22 protein-coding genes are annotated in these 16,873 nt (G+C 54.7%); all 22 read left to right on the top strand.

Annotation, left to right across the window (positions count from 1 at the left end; all coding sequences use genetic code 11):
* Position 1 precedes the first annotated feature (1 nt).
* The 22 genes from MNODULE_RS03930 (at position 2) to MNODULE_RS04035 (ending at position 16,869) form a co-directional block, all read left to right on the top strand.
* Positions 2-451 carry a hypothetical protein gene (locus tag MNODULE_RS03930; protein ID WP_168058170.1) on the top strand — a complete coding sequence of 150 codons (450 nt, stop codon included), beginning with the start codon at positions 2-4 and terminating at the stop codon, positions 449-451.
* The gene (locus tag MNODULE_RS03935) at positions 451-636 is read left to right on the top strand and encodes a hypothetical protein (RefSeq protein ID WP_168058171.1); all 186 of its coding nucleotides are present in this window, start codon (positions 451-453) and stop codon (positions 634-636) included. The genes MNODULE_RS03930 and MNODULE_RS03935 overlap by 1 nt, the downstream gene beginning before the upstream one ends.
* A 1-nt stretch (position 637) precedes the next feature.
* Entirely contained in the window at positions 638-2,689 is a 2,052-nt protein-coding gene (locus MNODULE_RS03940; RefSeq protein WP_168058172.1) for a portal protein, read from the top strand.
* Positions 2,689-2,967 (top strand): hypothetical protein, encoded by a 279-nt coding sequence (locus MNODULE_RS03945; protein WP_168058173.1) that lies wholly within the window; start codon positions 2,689-2,691, stop codon positions 2,965-2,967. Before MNODULE_RS03940 ends, MNODULE_RS03945 begins: the two co-directional genes overlap by 1 nt.
* A 14-nt stretch (positions 2,968-2,981) precedes the next feature.
* Positions 2,982-3,302: a hypothetical protein gene (locus tag MNODULE_RS03950; RefSeq protein ID WP_202882106.1), complete on the top strand. Its 321-nt coding sequence runs from the start codon at positions 2,982-2,984 to the stop codon at positions 3,300-3,302.
* Positions 3,303-3,504: 202 nt separating this feature from the next.
* The gene (locus tag MNODULE_RS03955) at positions 3,505-4,509 is read left to right on the top strand and encodes a hypothetical protein (RefSeq protein WP_168058174.1); all 1,005 of its coding nucleotides are present in this window, start codon (positions 3,505-3,507) and stop codon (positions 4,507-4,509) included.
* A 23-nt stretch (positions 4,510-4,532) separates the two neighbouring features.
* Positions 4,533-5,462 carry a phage major capsid protein gene (locus MNODULE_RS03960; protein ID WP_168058175.1) on the top strand — a complete coding sequence of 310 codons (930 nt, stop codon included), beginning with the start codon at positions 4,533-4,535 and terminating at the stop codon, positions 5,460-5,462.
* An 84-nt stretch (positions 5,463-5,546) separates the two neighbouring features.
* A complete protein-coding gene (locus MNODULE_RS03965) occupies positions 5,547-5,981 on the top strand; it encodes a hypothetical protein (protein WP_168058176.1) in 435 nt (144 codons plus the stop codon).
* A gap of 57 nt (positions 5,982-6,038) precedes the next feature.
* Positions 6,039-6,494 (top strand): hypothetical protein, encoded by a 456-nt coding sequence (locus MNODULE_RS03970; RefSeq protein ID WP_168058177.1) that lies wholly within the window; start codon positions 6,039-6,041, stop codon positions 6,492-6,494.
* Between the two features lie 48 nt (positions 6,495-6,542).
* Positions 6,543-6,980 (top strand): hypothetical protein, encoded by a 438-nt coding sequence (locus tag MNODULE_RS03975; protein ID WP_168058178.1) that lies wholly within the window; start codon positions 6,543-6,545, stop codon positions 6,978-6,980.
* A gap of 10 nt (positions 6,981-6,990) precedes the next feature.
* On the top strand, positions 6,991-7,971 hold the full coding sequence (locus MNODULE_RS03980) for a phage adaptor protein (RefSeq protein ID WP_168058179.1): 981 nt from the start codon (positions 6,991-6,993) through the stop codon (positions 7,969-7,971).
* Positions 7,968-8,963: a hypothetical protein gene (locus tag MNODULE_RS03985; RefSeq protein WP_168058180.1), complete on the top strand. Its 996-nt coding sequence runs from the start codon at positions 7,968-7,970 to the stop codon at positions 8,961-8,963. Before MNODULE_RS03980 ends, MNODULE_RS03985 begins: the two co-directional genes overlap by 4 nt.
* Positions 8,964-8,965: 2 nt before the next feature.
* Positions 8,966-9,415, top strand: a complete 450-nt coding sequence (locus MNODULE_RS03990) for a hypothetical protein (RefSeq protein WP_168058181.1) — start codon at positions 8,966-8,968, stop codon at positions 9,413-9,415.
* Positions 9,416-10,033: a hypothetical protein gene (locus tag MNODULE_RS03995; protein WP_168058182.1), complete on the top strand. Its 618-nt coding sequence runs from the start codon at positions 9,416-9,418 to the stop codon at positions 10,031-10,033.
* A 90-nt stretch (positions 10,034-10,123) separates the two neighbouring features.
* Positions 10,124-10,615 (top strand): hypothetical protein, encoded by a 492-nt coding sequence (locus MNODULE_RS04000; protein ID WP_168058183.1) that lies wholly within the window; start codon positions 10,124-10,126, stop codon positions 10,613-10,615.
* A 14-nt stretch (positions 10,616-10,629) separates the two neighbouring features.
* The gene (locus MNODULE_RS04005) at positions 10,630-10,962 is read left to right on the top strand and encodes a hypothetical protein (protein WP_168058184.1); all 333 of its coding nucleotides are present in this window, start codon (positions 10,630-10,632) and stop codon (positions 10,960-10,962) included.
* Between the two features lie 69 nt (positions 10,963-11,031).
* Positions 11,032-11,574 (top strand): hypothetical protein, encoded by a 543-nt coding sequence (locus MNODULE_RS04010; RefSeq protein WP_168058185.1) that lies wholly within the window; start codon positions 11,032-11,034, stop codon positions 11,572-11,574.
* Positions 11,571-13,097: a hypothetical protein gene (locus MNODULE_RS04015; protein ID WP_168058186.1), complete on the top strand. Its 1,527-nt coding sequence runs from the start codon at positions 11,571-11,573 to the stop codon at positions 13,095-13,097. Before MNODULE_RS04010 ends, MNODULE_RS04015 begins: the two co-directional genes overlap by 4 nt.
* Positions 13,094-14,422 carry a hypothetical protein gene (locus MNODULE_RS04020; protein ID WP_168058187.1) on the top strand — a complete coding sequence of 443 codons (1,329 nt, stop codon included), beginning with the start codon at positions 13,094-13,096 and terminating at the stop codon, positions 14,420-14,422. The genes MNODULE_RS04015 and MNODULE_RS04020 overlap by 4 nt, the downstream gene beginning before the upstream one ends.
* A 117-nt stretch (positions 14,423-14,539) precedes the next feature.
* The gene (locus tag MNODULE_RS04025; protein WP_168058188.1) at positions 14,540-15,025 is read left to right on the top strand and encodes a hypothetical protein; all 486 of its coding nucleotides are present in this window, start codon (positions 14,540-14,542) and stop codon (positions 15,023-15,025) included.
* Positions 15,025-15,960 (top strand): hypothetical protein, encoded by a 936-nt coding sequence (locus MNODULE_RS04030; RefSeq protein WP_168058189.1) that lies wholly within the window; start codon positions 15,025-15,027, stop codon positions 15,958-15,960. Before MNODULE_RS04025 ends, MNODULE_RS04030 begins: the two co-directional genes overlap by 1 nt.
* 3 nt (positions 15,961-15,963) lie before the next feature.
* Positions 15,964-16,869 (top strand): hypothetical protein, encoded by a 906-nt coding sequence (locus MNODULE_RS04035; RefSeq protein WP_168058190.1) that lies wholly within the window; start codon positions 15,964-15,966, stop codon positions 16,867-16,869.
* Positions 16,870-16,873: the final 4 nt, after the last annotated feature.

Consider the following 16,873-nt stretch of genomic DNA (forward strand, 5'->3'; position numbering starts at 1 on the left):
AATGAATGATTTCAAAAAGCAGTTTTCGATGTTCACCGCCATGCTCTTTCTCTTCGGAGCGTTTCTCTTGCTCCCGGTTTTTCATGCTCATGCAGCTGATTTCTCTCTCGGCGGGCTGAAAATCTCCGTCGGTGAATCGTTTACCAAAACCTCCGACGTTCAGTTTGTCGGGCGCTCCGGGGGTCGGGCCTTCGTCGGCGGCGGCGTCTGCACAGGATACGCCTACGGAATCAACGTGGCCGACACGTTCAGCATCGACGCGCTTTCTCTGTGCGCGATTCTCTCCGGCACTTACGACGACGGCGGAGATGCCAAGTTCGGCGGCGCCGTGGGGATCTCCCCGCTCTCCCTCTTCGGTGGAATGGCGAAGACATTTATCGGGTACGACCTCGCCAATAATCGAGCGGTGCGCGGCGGGATGACGACGCTTTCTGCTGTGGTGAGTTTCTGATGGCCGAAAAACTCAAAAGCCGGAAGCTGTGGGCGACGGTTTTGACCTCGGTGATCGTGGCGATGAATTCGCAATTGGAGTTTATCCCGGCCGATTCGGTCGATACGGTCGTGAACCTCATCATGATTTACATCGGTGGTCAAGCCGTGGTCGATGCGGCGGCAGCGGTGAAAAAGCAGGGGTAAAGTGGCCGGACGTGGGCTCCTTGTAGTCAAAACCAATAACGAGCTGGCTGCCGAAGAGCAGGCCTCGGCGAATACTGCGGCGCTGCTCTCGGCGCGGCCTCAGTTGACCGGGCTGTCCGGATACCTCTACGGTTTATGGGAAGAGGCAAAACGGGCGAAACAGCCGATCGAGACGCAGATTCTAAAGAACATGCGTCAAGTAAACGGGCAGTATGAGCCCGATAAGCTGGCGGCGATTCGTTCGATCCGGGGGCCTGAAATCTACGCCATGCTCACGGCTGCGAAGTGTCGGGCGGCGAAAGCCTGGGTTTCCGACATCCTCAAGCCGGCCGGGGATCGTCCCTGGTCCTTGGAGCCAACACCGGTTCCCGAGATGCCCCCGGAAGTTGAGGAGGAGATTCGGCAGGGGCTTAAAGAGCAGATCATTCAAAACGCGGCGATGGCTGCTGCAGAGACGGGCTCCCCGGTCGATGTTTCGATGGTCATCGGCATGATCGAGGAGAAAGCGGCCGAGATCAAGGATGTCATTCGAAGGGCGCTGACCGAGAAAGCCAAGGAAGCGCTCAAGCGCATGTCCGATAAGATCGCCGATCAATTGGTGGAAGGAAAGTGGCAGAAGGCGTTTGACGCGGTAATCGGCGACGTCATCAAGTTTCCGGCCGGGATTCTAAAAGGGCCGATCATTCGCCGGCGGAAGGTCAAAAAGTGGGTCGCCGGTCCGGACGGATGGAAGTATCAATCGTCCGAAGAGTTGGTGCTCGAATTCGAGCGGGTCCACCCGCTTGACGCATATCCGGAAGGCGATTCGACCGGGCCGAACGACGGTTATTTCTTCCAGCGGCACCGGATGAGCCGGAAGGATATCGTCGCTTTAATCGGCGTTCCCGGCTACAACGAGGCGGAAATCCGGATCGTCCTCGAAGAGTTCGGAAAAGGCGGCCTCAAAGAGTGGTTGGTTCCCGACTCCGATCGGGCGATGCAGGAGAATCGTGATTCATCGTCTGAATGGTCTTCGACTAAGATCGAAGCGCTGGAATTTTGGGGATCGTGTCAGGGGCGGCTGCTTTTAGAGCATGGCGTTCCGGAGAAGTTTATCCCGGACCCGATTCTGGAATACGAAATAAACGCCTGGATGATCGGCGGCCATGTGATCAAGGCGGTGGTCAATCCGGATCAAACAGGAAGTCACCCCTATTCGGTCACCTCCTACGAGAAGATCGACGGTTCTTGGTGGGGGAAGGGTGTTCCCGAAGTCATGGCCGATTCCCAGGAGGCGATCAATGCCGCTTCCCGCGCTCTGGTTCAGAACGTGGCGATGGCGAGCGGGCCCCTGACGGAGATTGATATTGACCGGTTGGCTCCCGGCGAGAACGGCGAGGTGATCTGGCCATGGCGGACCTTCAAAGTCACAAGCACCGTGATGAAAGAAGGCAAGGCGGTCAACTTTTACCAGCCGCGTTTGATCGCGCGGGATTTGATCGAAGTTTGCGACAAGTATGAGCGTCAGGCGGACGAAGAAACAGGCATTCCGCGGTACGCTCATGGTGACCCAAATATCGAGGGCGCGGGGAACACCGCCTCGGGGCTTTCAATGCTGATGACGGCGGCGGCGCGCGGGATTAAGGATCTGGTCGGCTCCATTGACATGGATCTGATTTCTCCGACGATTGAGCGAGTTTATGAATTCAACATGCGGTTCGATCTGGATCAGTCGATGAAGGGGGATGCTCGGGTGGTTGCCCGCGGGGTGTCTTCTCTGATGGCGAAAGAACAGCGGACGCTTCGGGTCAACGAAACGCTCGAGAAAACGAACAACCCGATCGACTTCGCGCTCATGGGGCCGGACGGCCGCAAGGAGCTTTTGAAAGAGTCGATCAAGGCGCTTGATGGCGTCGAGGTCGACAAAGTTGTTCCGGAAGGTCCGGCGATGACAACGGCGGTTGCTCCGGTCGGTCCTGGGCCTGGGGGCGATAAAAAGCAGCAGAAGTTGAATCCGGCTGGACAGCCGGCAGGCGGGAAAGAGACCCAGGTTGTAGCGGCGGGAGGGAAGTGATGTTGATGGAACCGTCACAAAGCGTTTTGCGGGCGATGGCGACCTTAAAAGCCGACCCCAGGATTGCACCCAACTTGATTACCTGGCTGAAAGAAAGCCTTCGGTTGACGGACGAGTTGAATCGTCGGGCGAAGGGCGAGCTCCTTTTGCAGAGTCAGGGCGCAGCGCAAACGCTTGAAGAGATGATTAATTATATCGACAAGGCGGAAACGATTTTGAAAGCTTTGGAAGGACAGCCGGAGAAGCATGCTCCGCGCGTTGTTCCGAGTGTTTACTAACGGAGGGATATTACATGGGTTCTCTTGAAAAAGGCTCTTCTGTGAAGTCTCAGATTGTTGGAAATGGTCCATTTGTGAACCCATTGGGTGGCGTTGGTGCCATGGGGATGCCAAGGTATCAATGCCATAAGAAGGTATGGGCGTTGAAAATCCGTTCAGTTGAGGGAAACAGAATTACGCCGGAAGAAAGTGGTTATGCCTCTTTTGTTGTGCCTGATGAATTTATTCAGAAACACAATCCTCAGATCGGTGGTTATTTCGTGGTTTACGAGGATGGCTATCATTCGTATTCTCCGGCAAAAGCTTTTGAGGAAGGCTATACGTTAATCAGGTAATTATCGCATTACAGTAATTCGATAATTTAACAGGGTACCCACACAACGGCCCCTTGGAAACACCGAGAAATCGGCTTCCAAGGGGCTTTTTTATTTTGGCCGAAGACCGGAACGGCTCGGCAATTACAAACGCACAGAACACCGCTTCATCGGCGGCTCTGTCACGCGAAGACGCTTCGGCGCTCGCACAAAGGAGAGATCCATGGCGATACCAGCAGCAGTAAGAGCACAGGAAGAGAGGGCAATACAGGCTCACCGAGAGGCCTATCAAAAGCCGGCTGATCCTCAACCGGCCCAGGTCGAAACCCCGACGGCGACACCGCCGGCACCGCCTCATGTTCCAGGGAATACCGCGCCCGCGGCTCCCCAGGCGCCACAGGCTGGGGGACTTCCGACCGGACCAGCAGGTGAAGACCACAAACAGAAATTCGAGGTGTTGCAGGGGAAGTATAACGCTGAGGTGCCAAGGCTTCACGCGGAGTTAAGGGAGGTACGCGCTCTTTTGGCCGCAGCCCAGGCGCAAATTTCCGCGCTGCAAAACCAGCCCCCTTCCAATCAGGTTCAGGGAAAAACAGGTGATAGCGACGTTCTCAAGAAGGTTCGAGATGAGTTTGGGGATGAGCTCGCCGACGGCTTGCTCGCCTTAATCGAGTCGAAATCCGAAGAGAAGGCCGCGAAGATCCGGCAGGAATTCGCTCCGATCGCGGAGCGGGTCAATACCGTCGAGACACGTCAGGTCAAGTCGGCTGGCCAACGATTTTTTGAGGATCTCCGGAAAGAGGTTCCCAAATTCGATCAGTTGAACGGAACTGGAAATGGGGACGGTCATCCTGAATTTCTCACCTGGCTTGGTTCCTTTGAACCGTATGCCGGGAAAACCTACCAAGCGTTGCTGGAAGACGCCTACTCCGCATTGGACGCACAACGGGCCGCGCGGATCGTTAAAGGGTGGCCGGGATATGCCGTTTATGCGGCTCCACCGGCTGCACCCGCTTTGAATCCGCAGGTTGAGTCGTTGATCGACCCGGGTCCGTCTCGTCCGAACACACAACCGACAGGTCAAACGAAGCCAACTTACACCCAAGATCAGATTCGGATCTTCTATGACGAGGTGCGGCGCGGTTTATGGCGAACCAGGGAAAAGGAACGTGCTGCGAAAGATGCAGATATCGCGCTTGCTTCTAAGGAGGGCCGAATCGTCGGGTGACAACCGATGAGGAGGAATAAAAGATGTTTCCAGCAGCGACAGGAATGCCCAACTACTCTCCCACAGGGACGAGTAAATTTATCCCGGAGATTTGGTCCGGAAAGCTCGTTGTGAAGTTCTACGACGCCTGCGTTCTCGCCGATATCAGCAACACCGATTACGAAGGCGAGATCAAAAAGCATGGGGATACCGTAAACATCCGGACCATTCCCAACATGACCATCCGGCCCTATAAGAAGGGTCAGATTCTCCAGACCGAGCGGCCTGAGAGCCCGGCGCTCTCCCTGCTGATCGACAAGGGGCAGTATTTCGCCATTGTCATCGACAACGTGGACAAGTATCAGAGCGATATCCCTCTGATGGATCGGTGGGCGGAAGACGCTTCCGAGCAGATGAAAATCGTGGTCGATACCGATGTGCTCGGAAACATCTATGTCGACGTCCATGCGTCGAACAAGGGGTTAACGGCCGGGAGAAAGTCCGCGAGCTTTAACCTGGGCGCCACCGGATCTCCTGTCACCCTCACCAAGGTCAACATCGTCGATTATTTGGTCGACATGGGGACCGTGCTCGATGAGCAGAATATCCCTGAGCAGGGTCGGTTTGTCATTCTTCCGGCCTGGGCGATCGGAATGCTCAAGAAGTCCGATATCCGGGATGCTTCTCTGACCGGGGACACCATCTCTCCGATGCGAAACGGTAAGGTCGGCATGGTCGACCGCTTCACGGTTTACCTCTCGAACAACCTGAGCACCGCCTCCGATGGTGGATCGACCTGCTACAACATCCTCTTCGGGCACAAACTGGCGACCACCTTCGCGGCTCAGATGACTGAGATGGACACCTTGAAAGTGGAATCGACCTTCGGGCAGCTCGTTCGAGGCCTGAAAGTCTACGGCTACAAGGTGGTCAAACCGGAAGCCCTGGGCCATTTCTACGCGAAGAAGGGATAGTCCCGACTGCGTGAGAGCTGATTAAAAACGTGTCCCCGCCTCGTTCATGGGGCGGGGACCATCAGAGGAAAAGGAGATACCAAAATGGCAACACTCGATAAGACTGGCGGGGCTTCCGTATCGGCGGCACAGCCCTGGGATGGGAAAGACCGGTATGGTGTCATCGAAAAAGAGATCGACCTTGCCGGAGTGGCGACCGGGGACGTTCTTCAGTGTCTCAAGGTTAAGGACGGGTTTCTTGTCCACAACGTTACGACCAAGATCGTGACCGCCTCCGATAAGGTCACCACGGCCGACGTCGGAGACGGCGCGGACCCGAACGGGTTCGACAATCAGATTGACCTTGCGGCGGCTGCCGGCACTCGAACAAAGGGTCTCGGTGGAACAGATCAATTCGTGACAGATGACGGGAAGCTTTACAGCGCGGACGACACGATTGATCTGACGGTGACGGTGACCTCTGGCCCAATCACGGTCGGAAAAGTCCTGGTCTCGGCGCTCTACACCCGGGTCGGTTGATCCGTTTTTGATGCGGGAGGAGTGAACAGTTAACCCAATTCAGAAAAGGAGAATCCCATGTCAGGACGTGTAACCCATGAAATAGATTTGGAGAAGCCCCTGATTCGCGGGGTGGAGTTGACCCCGGATGCGGCTGAACTGAATAAGTTCAACCTCTTAACCGGGGAGAAAGTGGTCAAGGCGGTGACCGGAGAGATTAATTTCAACGTCGCCTCTCCGTTCGACGTGTCCTTGGGGGTCATTCCCAAGGGCGCGATCATCATCGAGACGATCGTCAATGTTATCACGGTCTTCAACGCCGGGACCACGAACGTCTTGGTTGTTGGCAAAGCCGGGACCGCGAATGAGCTGGTGGCCGAGGGGGATGTCAACGAAGCGTCTGCAACGCTTCAAAGGGTTGCGAAGAATATCGCGGCGCTTGCCGCCGACACCGAGTATCTTGCAAATTACACCCAAACCGGTGGGGCGGCGACCACAGGAAAGGCAAGAGTTACCATCGTGTATCTCATCTAGTCAAATGGGCGGGGGGCTTCGCGCTCCCCGCCTGAATAGGAGGGTGGTATGGCGGAAGCAACTTATCTTAAGAAAAAGAGTGATCCGCGGCCGATCATTCCGGTCGAAGATCTCTATATTTGGAATCCCATCTTGGCAGAGCGGGAAGACATGGAGGTTTACGTGCCTGGTCAGGTTTCGGTGTCTCCTGTTGGGTTGCAGCCTCCGAGTCAGGAGAATGCAATCGTTATCGATCCGTCTGATTTTCAGCCGGGTGATAGCGTGAAGCTCTCTCCAGAAGACGAGCTTAATACGATGACCGTCGATCCGAATCGAATCAAGGCGATTGTCGAAGCGATCGGAAAACTTGATCCGAAAAAGGATTATACCAAGAAGACCCCGCAGCGGGAGGCCATGCCTCGGGTGGAATCGATTGAGCGGTTGACCGGGTTTAAATTGGAGCCCGGAGAGCGTGATATCGCCTTAGAGGCAATGAAGGCCGCCTAAAGGAGCGTCGATGCTGCTTTCTGAAATCGTCGGTGAATGCCGGGGAAAGATCGATGACGCGGAGCAATCCACCTGGTCCGATGAGGAAATGGTCGGATACCTCAACGAAGCGATCGAGGAGTTGTGCCGGGAGGCGGAGCTAATCACCGATTCTCGAACGGTCGGGGAAGTTCTATCTTCCGGGGCGATCACCTTGGCGGCCGCCGGCGGGTCCATCGCCCATGTGAAGGTCAACGGGATCACGATCACTTCCGGGGCGGTGGCCTACGATACCAGCTTGTCGGTTACTGCAGCGGCGCTGGCGGCGAACATCAACGCGCATACTTCCAGCCCGGATTACACGGCCGAAGCGAGCGGGGCGACTGTGACGATCAAAGCGAAGGCTGGAACGGGTGCGAATCCCAACGGCTTCGCGGTGACCGTCTCGATTTCCGGGATGACGGCGACGGTCACCGATATGGCCGGGGGAACCTCTCTTTGTCAAATCTACCTTCTTCCCGGGGTGGTCTGGTACTCGCTTGATCCCAGGGTGATCCAGGTGCAGCGGGTGAAGCCGGCCCTTCTGACCCATCCTATTTCGAAGCAAACCGAAGACATTCTTGATATGTGCTGGCCGAATTGGGAAGCGTCGGAGGGACCGCCTCGGCATTGGGTTTCTGCCACTGGTGCCGTTCGAATCGTGCCGATTCCGGAAGCGGCCGACACGGTGACATTGAAAGTCTCTCGTCTTCCTTTAACCAGCCTGACGCACACAAAGTTGAATGCGTCGCCGGAGATCCCGGCGATTTACCATCGTCGGCTCTTTCCGGGGGTGATCTACCGGGCCTACGAGAAGCAACGGCATGGGAACATGATCAACGCGCAAAAGGCCGGGGAGCGGCGCGCGGAATGGCGCGGGGTGATCAATTGGATCAAAGGTGATCAGTTGAAGCGAAATTCAGCGATTGACACGGCGGCCTCGCCGGTGCCGATCGGAGGGAGACAGCGATGATGCAGGAAAGTCGTCCGGCGCACAGTCTTTTGAAGAAGCTTTTCGATAACTCGGCGAATTTTGTAACAACCGGGGGGAGTGCGAACGCCTACACCGCGACCTTTGTCCCGGCGCATGTCCTGGCGTCCGATTTTGTCGGCTACCTGAGAATTCATGCGACAAATACCGGAGCCTCGACGTTAAACGCCAACGGAACCGGCGCCAAGAATTTAATGAAGATTCAGGGTGCGTATATTGTTGCGCTGGCCCCTCGAGATCTACTTGTAGGCGGTATCTACCAAGTCATCCGGGATCAGACAGGGGATCGGTATCTTGCAATATCGGCAAGTTTTGATGGATTTTCGGCCGATGTTACGGTGATGAAAAATGATTTCCATCATCCGGTCTCTCTCAATTCCATCGACAGCTTCGGATATTTTTGCAATGTCAACGGAACGCTTGACTTGTCACGGTCAGCGACCGCAGCGGGGGGTATATGGATTTTTCAGTCGGTTGGTTCGACTTCAGGTTCTCTGTGGGTCACGAAAAGCGCTTTTCAGAACGCTGCCCCATATATTCCCGCCTCCGGAAGAAGGATGTCGTGCAGGGTTGCCCCCGTCACCGGTGCAAGCGGTGGGAATAAATACTGGGGATTATCCGATACGGCAGACCCGGCGAGCGGAGCGCTTGATTCCGGCGGGGCGGCGAAAGGGTGTTTCTTTCGGCGGGCAACGACTGGGAATGTTTTTGCGGTGACAAAAAACGGCGCTGCCACGGAAACGACCACCGACTTGGGATCTGCATTTGAAGGTGAATGGGATGATTACGAGGTGGCTCCAACCCCCACAGAAGTAAATTATTACAAGGGGGGTGTTTTGGTTGCAACGCACACGACAAACATCCCGACCGTGGGCCTTCGATCTATCGTATCGGTTTATCAGCCCGATCCTATTGCGGTAACTGTGTATCTTATGCTTGATCGAATTAAAGAGAGAATCCCAGGGAGGGAATAATCATGGAAGACCTTAACGCGACTCCAAAAATCGAATTCAGGACCGAAGAAGAACAGAACTTTCCTGGATATTATACGAATTATTTTTCCATGCTGAAGACGTTGAATCGTGATCGGCTGCAAACGCTTTCTCTCGAACGAAGGGGATTTGAAGAAATTAATCCAGCGCTCGGCCCCAACCCAAGCAAGGAAAAGATCAATACTTTTTTCGCGCTGAGGGCTGCGGTTCTCTCTCCGGCATATCTTGGCCTGATGGAAGCGCCGGATTGGGTGAAATCGTCTGTGGCGGATTCAGCGAAGATGATGGGGGAAATGGTGACGGATCAGAACGCGAGGTTATTCCGTGGCGAGAAAATAAATGCGCGTCTTCCCATTGCAGCGAAGTTTACCTATCACGGCGATTGGGATCGGTTTATTGAAGACAAGTATCGTATTTTCACTGGAGATAAATAGATGCCTCAACCTAAAAAAAATCAGACCTTCACCTTCATCGTCCAGTTGGAAGACTCGAACAATCCCGGCCAGTTTAAGGCGAACCCGACGATCGCGGCGGGGGATTTCAAGGTGTCAACGGACGGCGGCGCGCGAACGAACCTGACAAACCTCCCGACCGTGGAGCCGGCCGGGTCAATCGACGTGAAGATCATTCTTTCGGCCGCTGAGATGAACGGGGATCGGGTTGTGGTTGAGATCAAAGATCAAACCAGTCCTTCCGAGTGGGAGCCGCTGGTTAGAACGATCTATCCGGAGGTGAACCCCCTCGTTGATGTTTATGCGAAGGTTGGACCGCTTCAATACGATGCTTCGAACAACGTGAAATCGGTCCAGCAGTTTCCGACCGGAACGGTGGTCGCCGACGCTGGAAACACGGCGCTCGCGTTTAAGAGTGACCGGACGGAGGGAACCGACAACTTCTGGCGAGGGTATGTGAAATTTAAACCACCTTCTGCGTTGGCTGGGCAACACGCGCGGATTTTGAGTTATATCGGCGCGACCAAGTTTTTCAATGTGAGTTCATCGTTTACCGGCATTCCGGCGAATGGAGACCCGTTCGACATCGTAAACGAGTAATTCGATAGACCGATAAAAAGGGCACCCCCACCAAGGCCCCTTGAGACCGAGAGATCCGGAATCAAGGGGCCTTTTTATTTGGAGTGAGACATGGCGATTACACCGAGCGATTTACTGTACTTCCTCACAGGGGGGGCGGCCAACGCCGATCCGAATCTTTCTCTCGGTGGGGTCACCTCGAACACCCAGGTCGGCACCTCGCTTCATTCCCTTTTCGATGCGGTGTCTTCGGCTGAGGGAGCGGCGGGGGATACCGAATATCGAGCGATCGACATCAAAAACAATCACGGCAGCGAGACGATGGTTGCGGCCGGGGTTTACATCTCGCAAGAGACGGTTTCGGTTCACACGACCGTGGCGCTGGCTTACGATTCGACCGGGACTCAGAGCGTGGTCAATGAATCGACCGCACCGACCGCGGTAACGTTCAGTACGCCGCTTACAAAGCCGGCTGGGATTGCGCTGGGGAACATCGCTCCTGGGGCGACTCGCCGGATATGGGTAAGGCGAACAGTTACCGCGGGGGCTGTGCCTGCGAACGACTCCGGCAGCTTGAGCGCGTATTGGGATACTGGTCCTTAATTGGAGGGTAAAGATTGAGCCTTCTTTTACTTGACGGTGAATTTTCAGTCGAAAAACAGCTTCCCTACAGTTGGGATGTCGGCGGCGCGGTAGAAAAAACGCTCCCTTATTCCTGGACGGTTTATCAGAGCGTCGAGAAAACGCTTCCGTACTCCTGGCATGTCATCGCCACTCTAGAGAAGGCGCTTTCTTATTCATGGACGATTTACCAGGGTATTGAAAAGCCGCTCCCGTACTCTTGGCGGATCATCCGGTTTTATACAAGCTCTTTGGCGCTTCGTGTTTTTAGATCGATCAAGCGGAAAAAGGTGTTCCGACGGCCACCTCCCCAACGTGAGGACTTTTGAGTGAGACTGGATGACATCTCGAAGCTTCCATATGAGGAATTCCCGATCTACTTCCGGTTTTCTTCCGACATGGTTCCCGATGAGGAAATCATTGAAGAGGATACCGTTGTTACCTGCATCAATGTGGAGACCGGTGTTGATACGAAGGCGGAGGTTATTTCCAGCGAGGAGTTATCCGGGCAAAACATCAAAGTCGTTTTGAGGGATGGGGTGCTCGGTCAGGCTCACAAAATAGAAACGAAGATTCATACCACCCTTGATAACGTTTTAGAGCAAGAACTTATTCTTTATATTCGAAGAAATCCAGTCGATCAAGACAGATTCGAGAAGCAACCCAGCGAAGAATATTCGATCGGAAACAATTTCGCCGACGAGCTCGAACCCGGCGATTCCATTGTCTCCCACTCTACCTTGGCAACAAAGGAAGCCGACGGATCTGACGCCACGGCGACGGTGATCAAAGGGGACGGCCTTGCCGACACCCAAGTTCATCTCCATGTCGGAGTTTTTTCTTCTTTCGACGGAGAATATCACCTACTGGAAATGCGAGTTGTGACGGCCATGGGCTACAAATACGCAAAGCAGGTCACGATGATAACGAAGGAACGATGAAGAGAATCGCCGTCAAAAGGGTCGATACAGGCATTGTCTCGAACAGTTCGGCGAGCAAGGTGGTCTGGTCGCGCGGGCGGAATGTGCGTTTCCGGCCTGGAAGCGTTTACAAAACACCTGGAAAAACCCTCCTTACGACCGTTCCTGCGGCCTTGTCGATCCGGGCGATGAAAACCTTCAAGGGCCATGACGGCGTGGTCAGAACGGTTGTAGCATGCGACAACAAGATATTTTCTTACACAGGCGGGTTCACAGAGCATGTAGAGATCACGCCGACGCCGGCGCCGACCGGAACGTCCTACGTGTGGCATTTCGAATTGATCGGGGGGATGTTGATCGTCTCGAACGGGTTTTCTCGCTGGAAGTGGCCGAATTATGCGGCGCCGTTGCAGGCTATGACCGGCGCGCCTGAGAAATTCGGAATGATGACCGTTTCGAACAACCGGTTGATCGTCGGAAATATCACCGATGGGGGGAACGCTTATCCGGCTCGGGTGAAGTGGTCTCAGATCGGAAAGCCGGAAATCTTCACGATCGACAAAACCGGGAAGGGAGGCCGTCATGACCTGCTCGATCCCAACGGGAAGTCGGACGCGATCGAGATCCCGAAGGCGGCGACCCATCGCGGAAAGCGGACCATCATTTACACCGAGAGAAACATTTGGGCGCTGGATCCGGTTGAGTTCCCCCTGGACTACCGGCCTGAAATCATTGTTCCCGGCCTGGGGCTGCTGGCGCCGAAAGCGCTCGTATCCTGGAAGGGGATCGATTACATCATGGGCCCGGACGATTTTTACATGATGGGATCGGGTGCGCCGGTTCCGTTCGGCTTCGATATTCGGCCGCTTTGCTTTAACAACTTGAACAAAGAAGTTGGTGTGATCAATACGGCGTTCGGGTTCGTGCTTCCTGAAACCCAGGAGATCGGCTTTGCCGTGCCGTCGAAGAATGCCACTGAGCCGGATACGATTTATCTCTACCACCTCGAATTGAAAAAATGGACACCGTTGAGCTGCAACTTTCTCTGCGTGAATGACTCCCGGCAAGATCCGAATTACGGTGGCGCGTTCGGCGGCGGCGGATTTGGAGAGGGGGCGTTTGGTGGGGCCAATGACGTCAATCTTCTTCCCTACACCGTGGTCGGGAATATCCACGGCCAGATCCTCAAATTCGATGAGGGTTTCAACGACAACGGGGAGCCGATTACCGGCTATATCGAGTCGGGCGACATGGAAGGGGATTCCGCGTTTGTCTCAAAGGTCACTCATTCCGTAGCCGTTTATTTGAAAGAGCAAAGCGGAACGACTGAGCCGTTGATGATTCAGATCGGGGTAAGGGATTCGCTTTCGAAGCCTCTGAAATGGTCGATTCCGAAACCGTTTGCGGCCGGCATCGATGAACAGGCGGATATCACCGCGCGCGGAAAGTGGATGCGGATTCGGTTTTACAGTGATCAAATGGATAGTCCATGGGAGCTTGAAGGGTACGAGCTTTTATATTCAAATGAGGAGGAGATCCGATGAGACGATTAAAAACTTTAACTCTGATTGGTCTTCTGCTGGTTGCCTCCACGGTGGGCGCGGCGGTCTTTCCGACCCCCTGCAGTGCGACGAATCCGACGAACTGTAGCCGGGGAACGTGGGGGCAGGAGCTTCGGGATTTCTTCGATGACACGTTTGATCTTCTGACTGGAAAGCTGGTCACCCCTTATACCGACACGGTGAACGTGGAGAAGTATGCTTCGCTTGCGGCGGCGGTGACCGACATTGGATCGGCGACAAAGACATTGCTTATTCCGTCGAATCAGGCTTGTTCGACGGCGATTACCTTTCCATCTACGTTGACAGTGGAGGTTACTGGGTCCGGCAAGATCACGAAATCTACCGGTTGTACGCTCACCTTCAACGCCCCGTTCGAGGCCCCGCTTAAGCAGGTGTTTTCCGGGTTTTCGGCTGGAGATGTGACGTTTGGAAGCGGGAGACAAGAACTTGTTTTTGCAAACTGGTTCGGGGCTTCATCGGCAGAGACAGCAGGAAACAATGCGACTTACGTTAATACGGCGGTTTCAGCCGCAGGCGCAAATGCGCTTGTCGTCGTTCCGAGAGGAGTGAATTATACGACGACAGATGTTACGGCGACCGGAAAAATCTTAGACCTTCATAACTCGCCCTATGGGTTCTATGTCATCGGTACGCAATCACGGTACTTCAATATCGATTTTAAGAGTTCGGGCGCGACCCGTCCAGGCGTACTGAGGTTTGAGAACATAGACGCCGCGGCGCTGGATGTTGGGAGCGTGGTGACTCACTATGCTTCTGGCGCGCAGCAGGGATATTACGGATTTGCCTGGCAGGGCGCTGCAACGACAGACGCCCGGTTTGAAATGGCATTGGCCGGGTCTGGAGATTCCGTCGAAGTGCTTAGGATCGTTCCGAACCCGTTAGGGGTCGGTCATGCCTTTTTTCGCCTCGGTCCGGATTCCGCTCCGGCTCCTGGCGCAACGATGCACCTCATTGCCAATGGCGGTGATGAGGCGTCCGGCCTTCGCATTGAAAGGTCAAGCGCAGTTTCTAACCCGGCAAGGTATGGATGGACAATTGATTCTGACGGAAACCTTGAGCTTAACGAGACGGCTATCGGTCTCCGGTTAGAAATCGAGAAAACTACCGGGCGAGTAAAAATACAGAATAAGTTACACATTCCTGTGGTAGCAACCGGAAGCCTTCCGGCAGCCGGAGCGGCTGAGGATGGGTCTGTTTTGATTGAAGATGCCGGAGCGGGGGATCGAAACATAATCTTTTATGCGGGCGGCCAAAGGTTCAGGATTGATGGTGGATCACCCTTTTAAATGTTGTCCATCGCCTTGCGTCCTGCCATAATCTAGAAAAAAGGGCACCCTCACAAAGGCCCCTTGGAAGCGGTTTATCTGCTTTCAGGGGGCCTTTTTTATTTTGGAGAATGAGAAATGGAAAACCAGGTCGGTATGATCAGAATGGCGGAAGTTGTTCCGCCTGAATCTCCCCAGCTTCACATCGAGCTCGCGGTGACGTTCCCGAAGGATAAATTCGATGCGATTTGGAGTGAGATCAAGCCATTTGTCGAAGAGCTGGCGGCGGCGTCCGCCGGCGAGTACGACGCCTATTCCGTCGCTCATGCGCTTCTTTTCGGCACTGCCCACCTCTACGTTGGCCGGTTGACGAATCCCGCGCGGACCTTCGTCGGTTATCTGCTGATCCGGTATGAACCGCAATCTTGTCACATCTGGCAGGCGTACATCGCTCCCGAGTTTAGGAAGACGAACGTTTTCCAGATGGGGGCCGATTACATCGAGCGAGAGTTTAAAAAGATGGGCGCCAAGCAGATTACCTTTTCCGCCACGCGGGAGTGGGGCGAAGTCATCGAGAAAATGGGCTTCACCCGCACCTACACGATTTGGAGGAAGTCGCTTTAATGGGATCTTCCGGGTCCGGATCTTCACAGCAGGTGACGAATCTATTTGTTGGGTTTGAGCCGGAGGTTTCAGAATACCTCAAGGCCATGCGCGATTTGGTCAATTATTCGACAACGACGACAAAGCCGCAGTTTCGCCCTCCCCTGTTTACCATCCCGGCACAGACCTACGCGCTTCAAGACGCGAACGAGCTGGAAGGCATCTCCCGGCTGGCAACACGATCCAGAGATGGAAGCCCGATCATCTCTGCCGGCGAAACCGTGCTTCGAAACACATTCGACGGTCTGAACCTTACCAATAATCCGAAGCTGGATGCGCTTTGGACGCGGCGAAAAGAAGAAGTGATTCAGGAGTGGGAGGAAGAGATCCTTCCCAGGATTCATTCGATTGCCAATCTCAACGGCGGGTTCGGTTCTTCCGGTCATCATGTGATGCAGGCGAAAGAAGCCGAGAAGGTCATGAAGCGGCTGGTTCAAATCGCCTACGAGATTTACGGTCAGAATTATTTCGCGGAGCGGGCGATTCAGCAGGCGGCGCTCGGGCTCGGAATCGAGTACGGCACCCAGGATATTAAAGACGCGGAGATGCTTCGTCAGGTGGGACTCTACAAGCGGGAGTATTCCCAGGGAGCGAGGGAGGACGCCTACAAGCGATCGATGGCCGAAATTGACATGGAGATCACCCGGCTGGAAGTGCTGGGTAACGCTATTCGGACCGTGATGGGGTCATACGTCACCCGGACGGAGCAACTTTTCTATCCGAGTAAGTTTGGGGAGATTGCCGGAATCGCTCTGGCCGGAATGAGCTTGGCTGGATCGATCTACGGAAACGGCGGGTTCGGAAGTCCTTCGACGGGTCAAGCCGGAAGCCCGTCAAGTGGGCCGACGCCCTCTTATTCTCCCGGGTCGGCCGTTCCAAGCTACCAGGTGGGGTAAATCATGGGTGGATCAAAGGGACAAAGCACGGTCACTGTCGAGAAATGGCCTGCATTTCTTGAAGATACGGCAAACCCTTATTCCGTTCCCGGAATTTTGAATTTATACCTCGATGCTTCAAGAGAGGTCAGCGATTACTATGAGAGCGTTTTTCTTGGCGGTGTTTCTGTCTTTACGAACTTCGCCAAGATCATCGTCGCTCAAGCGGTTGAAGAGGCCGAAGGGATTGCAAAGCTAAACACCCGCGGAAGAAACGGAAATACCACGGTCACAAAGGCAAAGGCGCTCGTCACCGATGTGATCGGTGGGGATTACCTGGATGGATCCAGATCCGAGTTTCAGGAAGTCCTTACCGATATCAATCAGAAGTCGGACGATGCCTTTGAAGACGATATTCGCTCGAAAGTGGGAGGCTCCCTTTATTTGATGGGAGATCCGGCGCCGGACAACCTGGCGGAAGAATTAACCTCCGGAACTTCTCAGAAATATCGGGACCGGCTGGTCGACCGCGCCTATGCCGACAATTATGGGGTTGAACGAAGGCATCAGCATGACACGCTTTATCCTGGAAAGGATTACGCGATTCAAGACGTTTACGATGCGGAAGCCGTTCGCCGGGCCGGAATCTATCAGCGTGAATACGAGCAAACAAAGCTCGATGATGCTTACCGGGCGCAAATGGAGTACACCGCGAACAGAATCCGGGCTGAGGAGGTTTTTGGGAACGCGCTTCGTTCGATGGTGGGGGCGCAGCAGGCACATACCACACCATATTACAAGCCGAATCCGGCGGGGTCGATCCTCGGTGGTGCGTTGGTGGGGGCACAGGCCGGGTCTGTGCTGGGTCCGTGGGGAGCGGCCGGCGGTGCCGTGATCGGTGGAATCTTGGGATATGCGGGATCACAATAGGAGA

The sequence above is a fragment of the Candidatus Manganitrophus noduliformans genome (assembly GCF_012184425.1).
Classification (GTDB): domain Bacteria; phylum Nitrospirota; class Nitrospiria; order SBBL01; family Manganitrophaceae; genus Manganitrophus; species Manganitrophus noduliformans.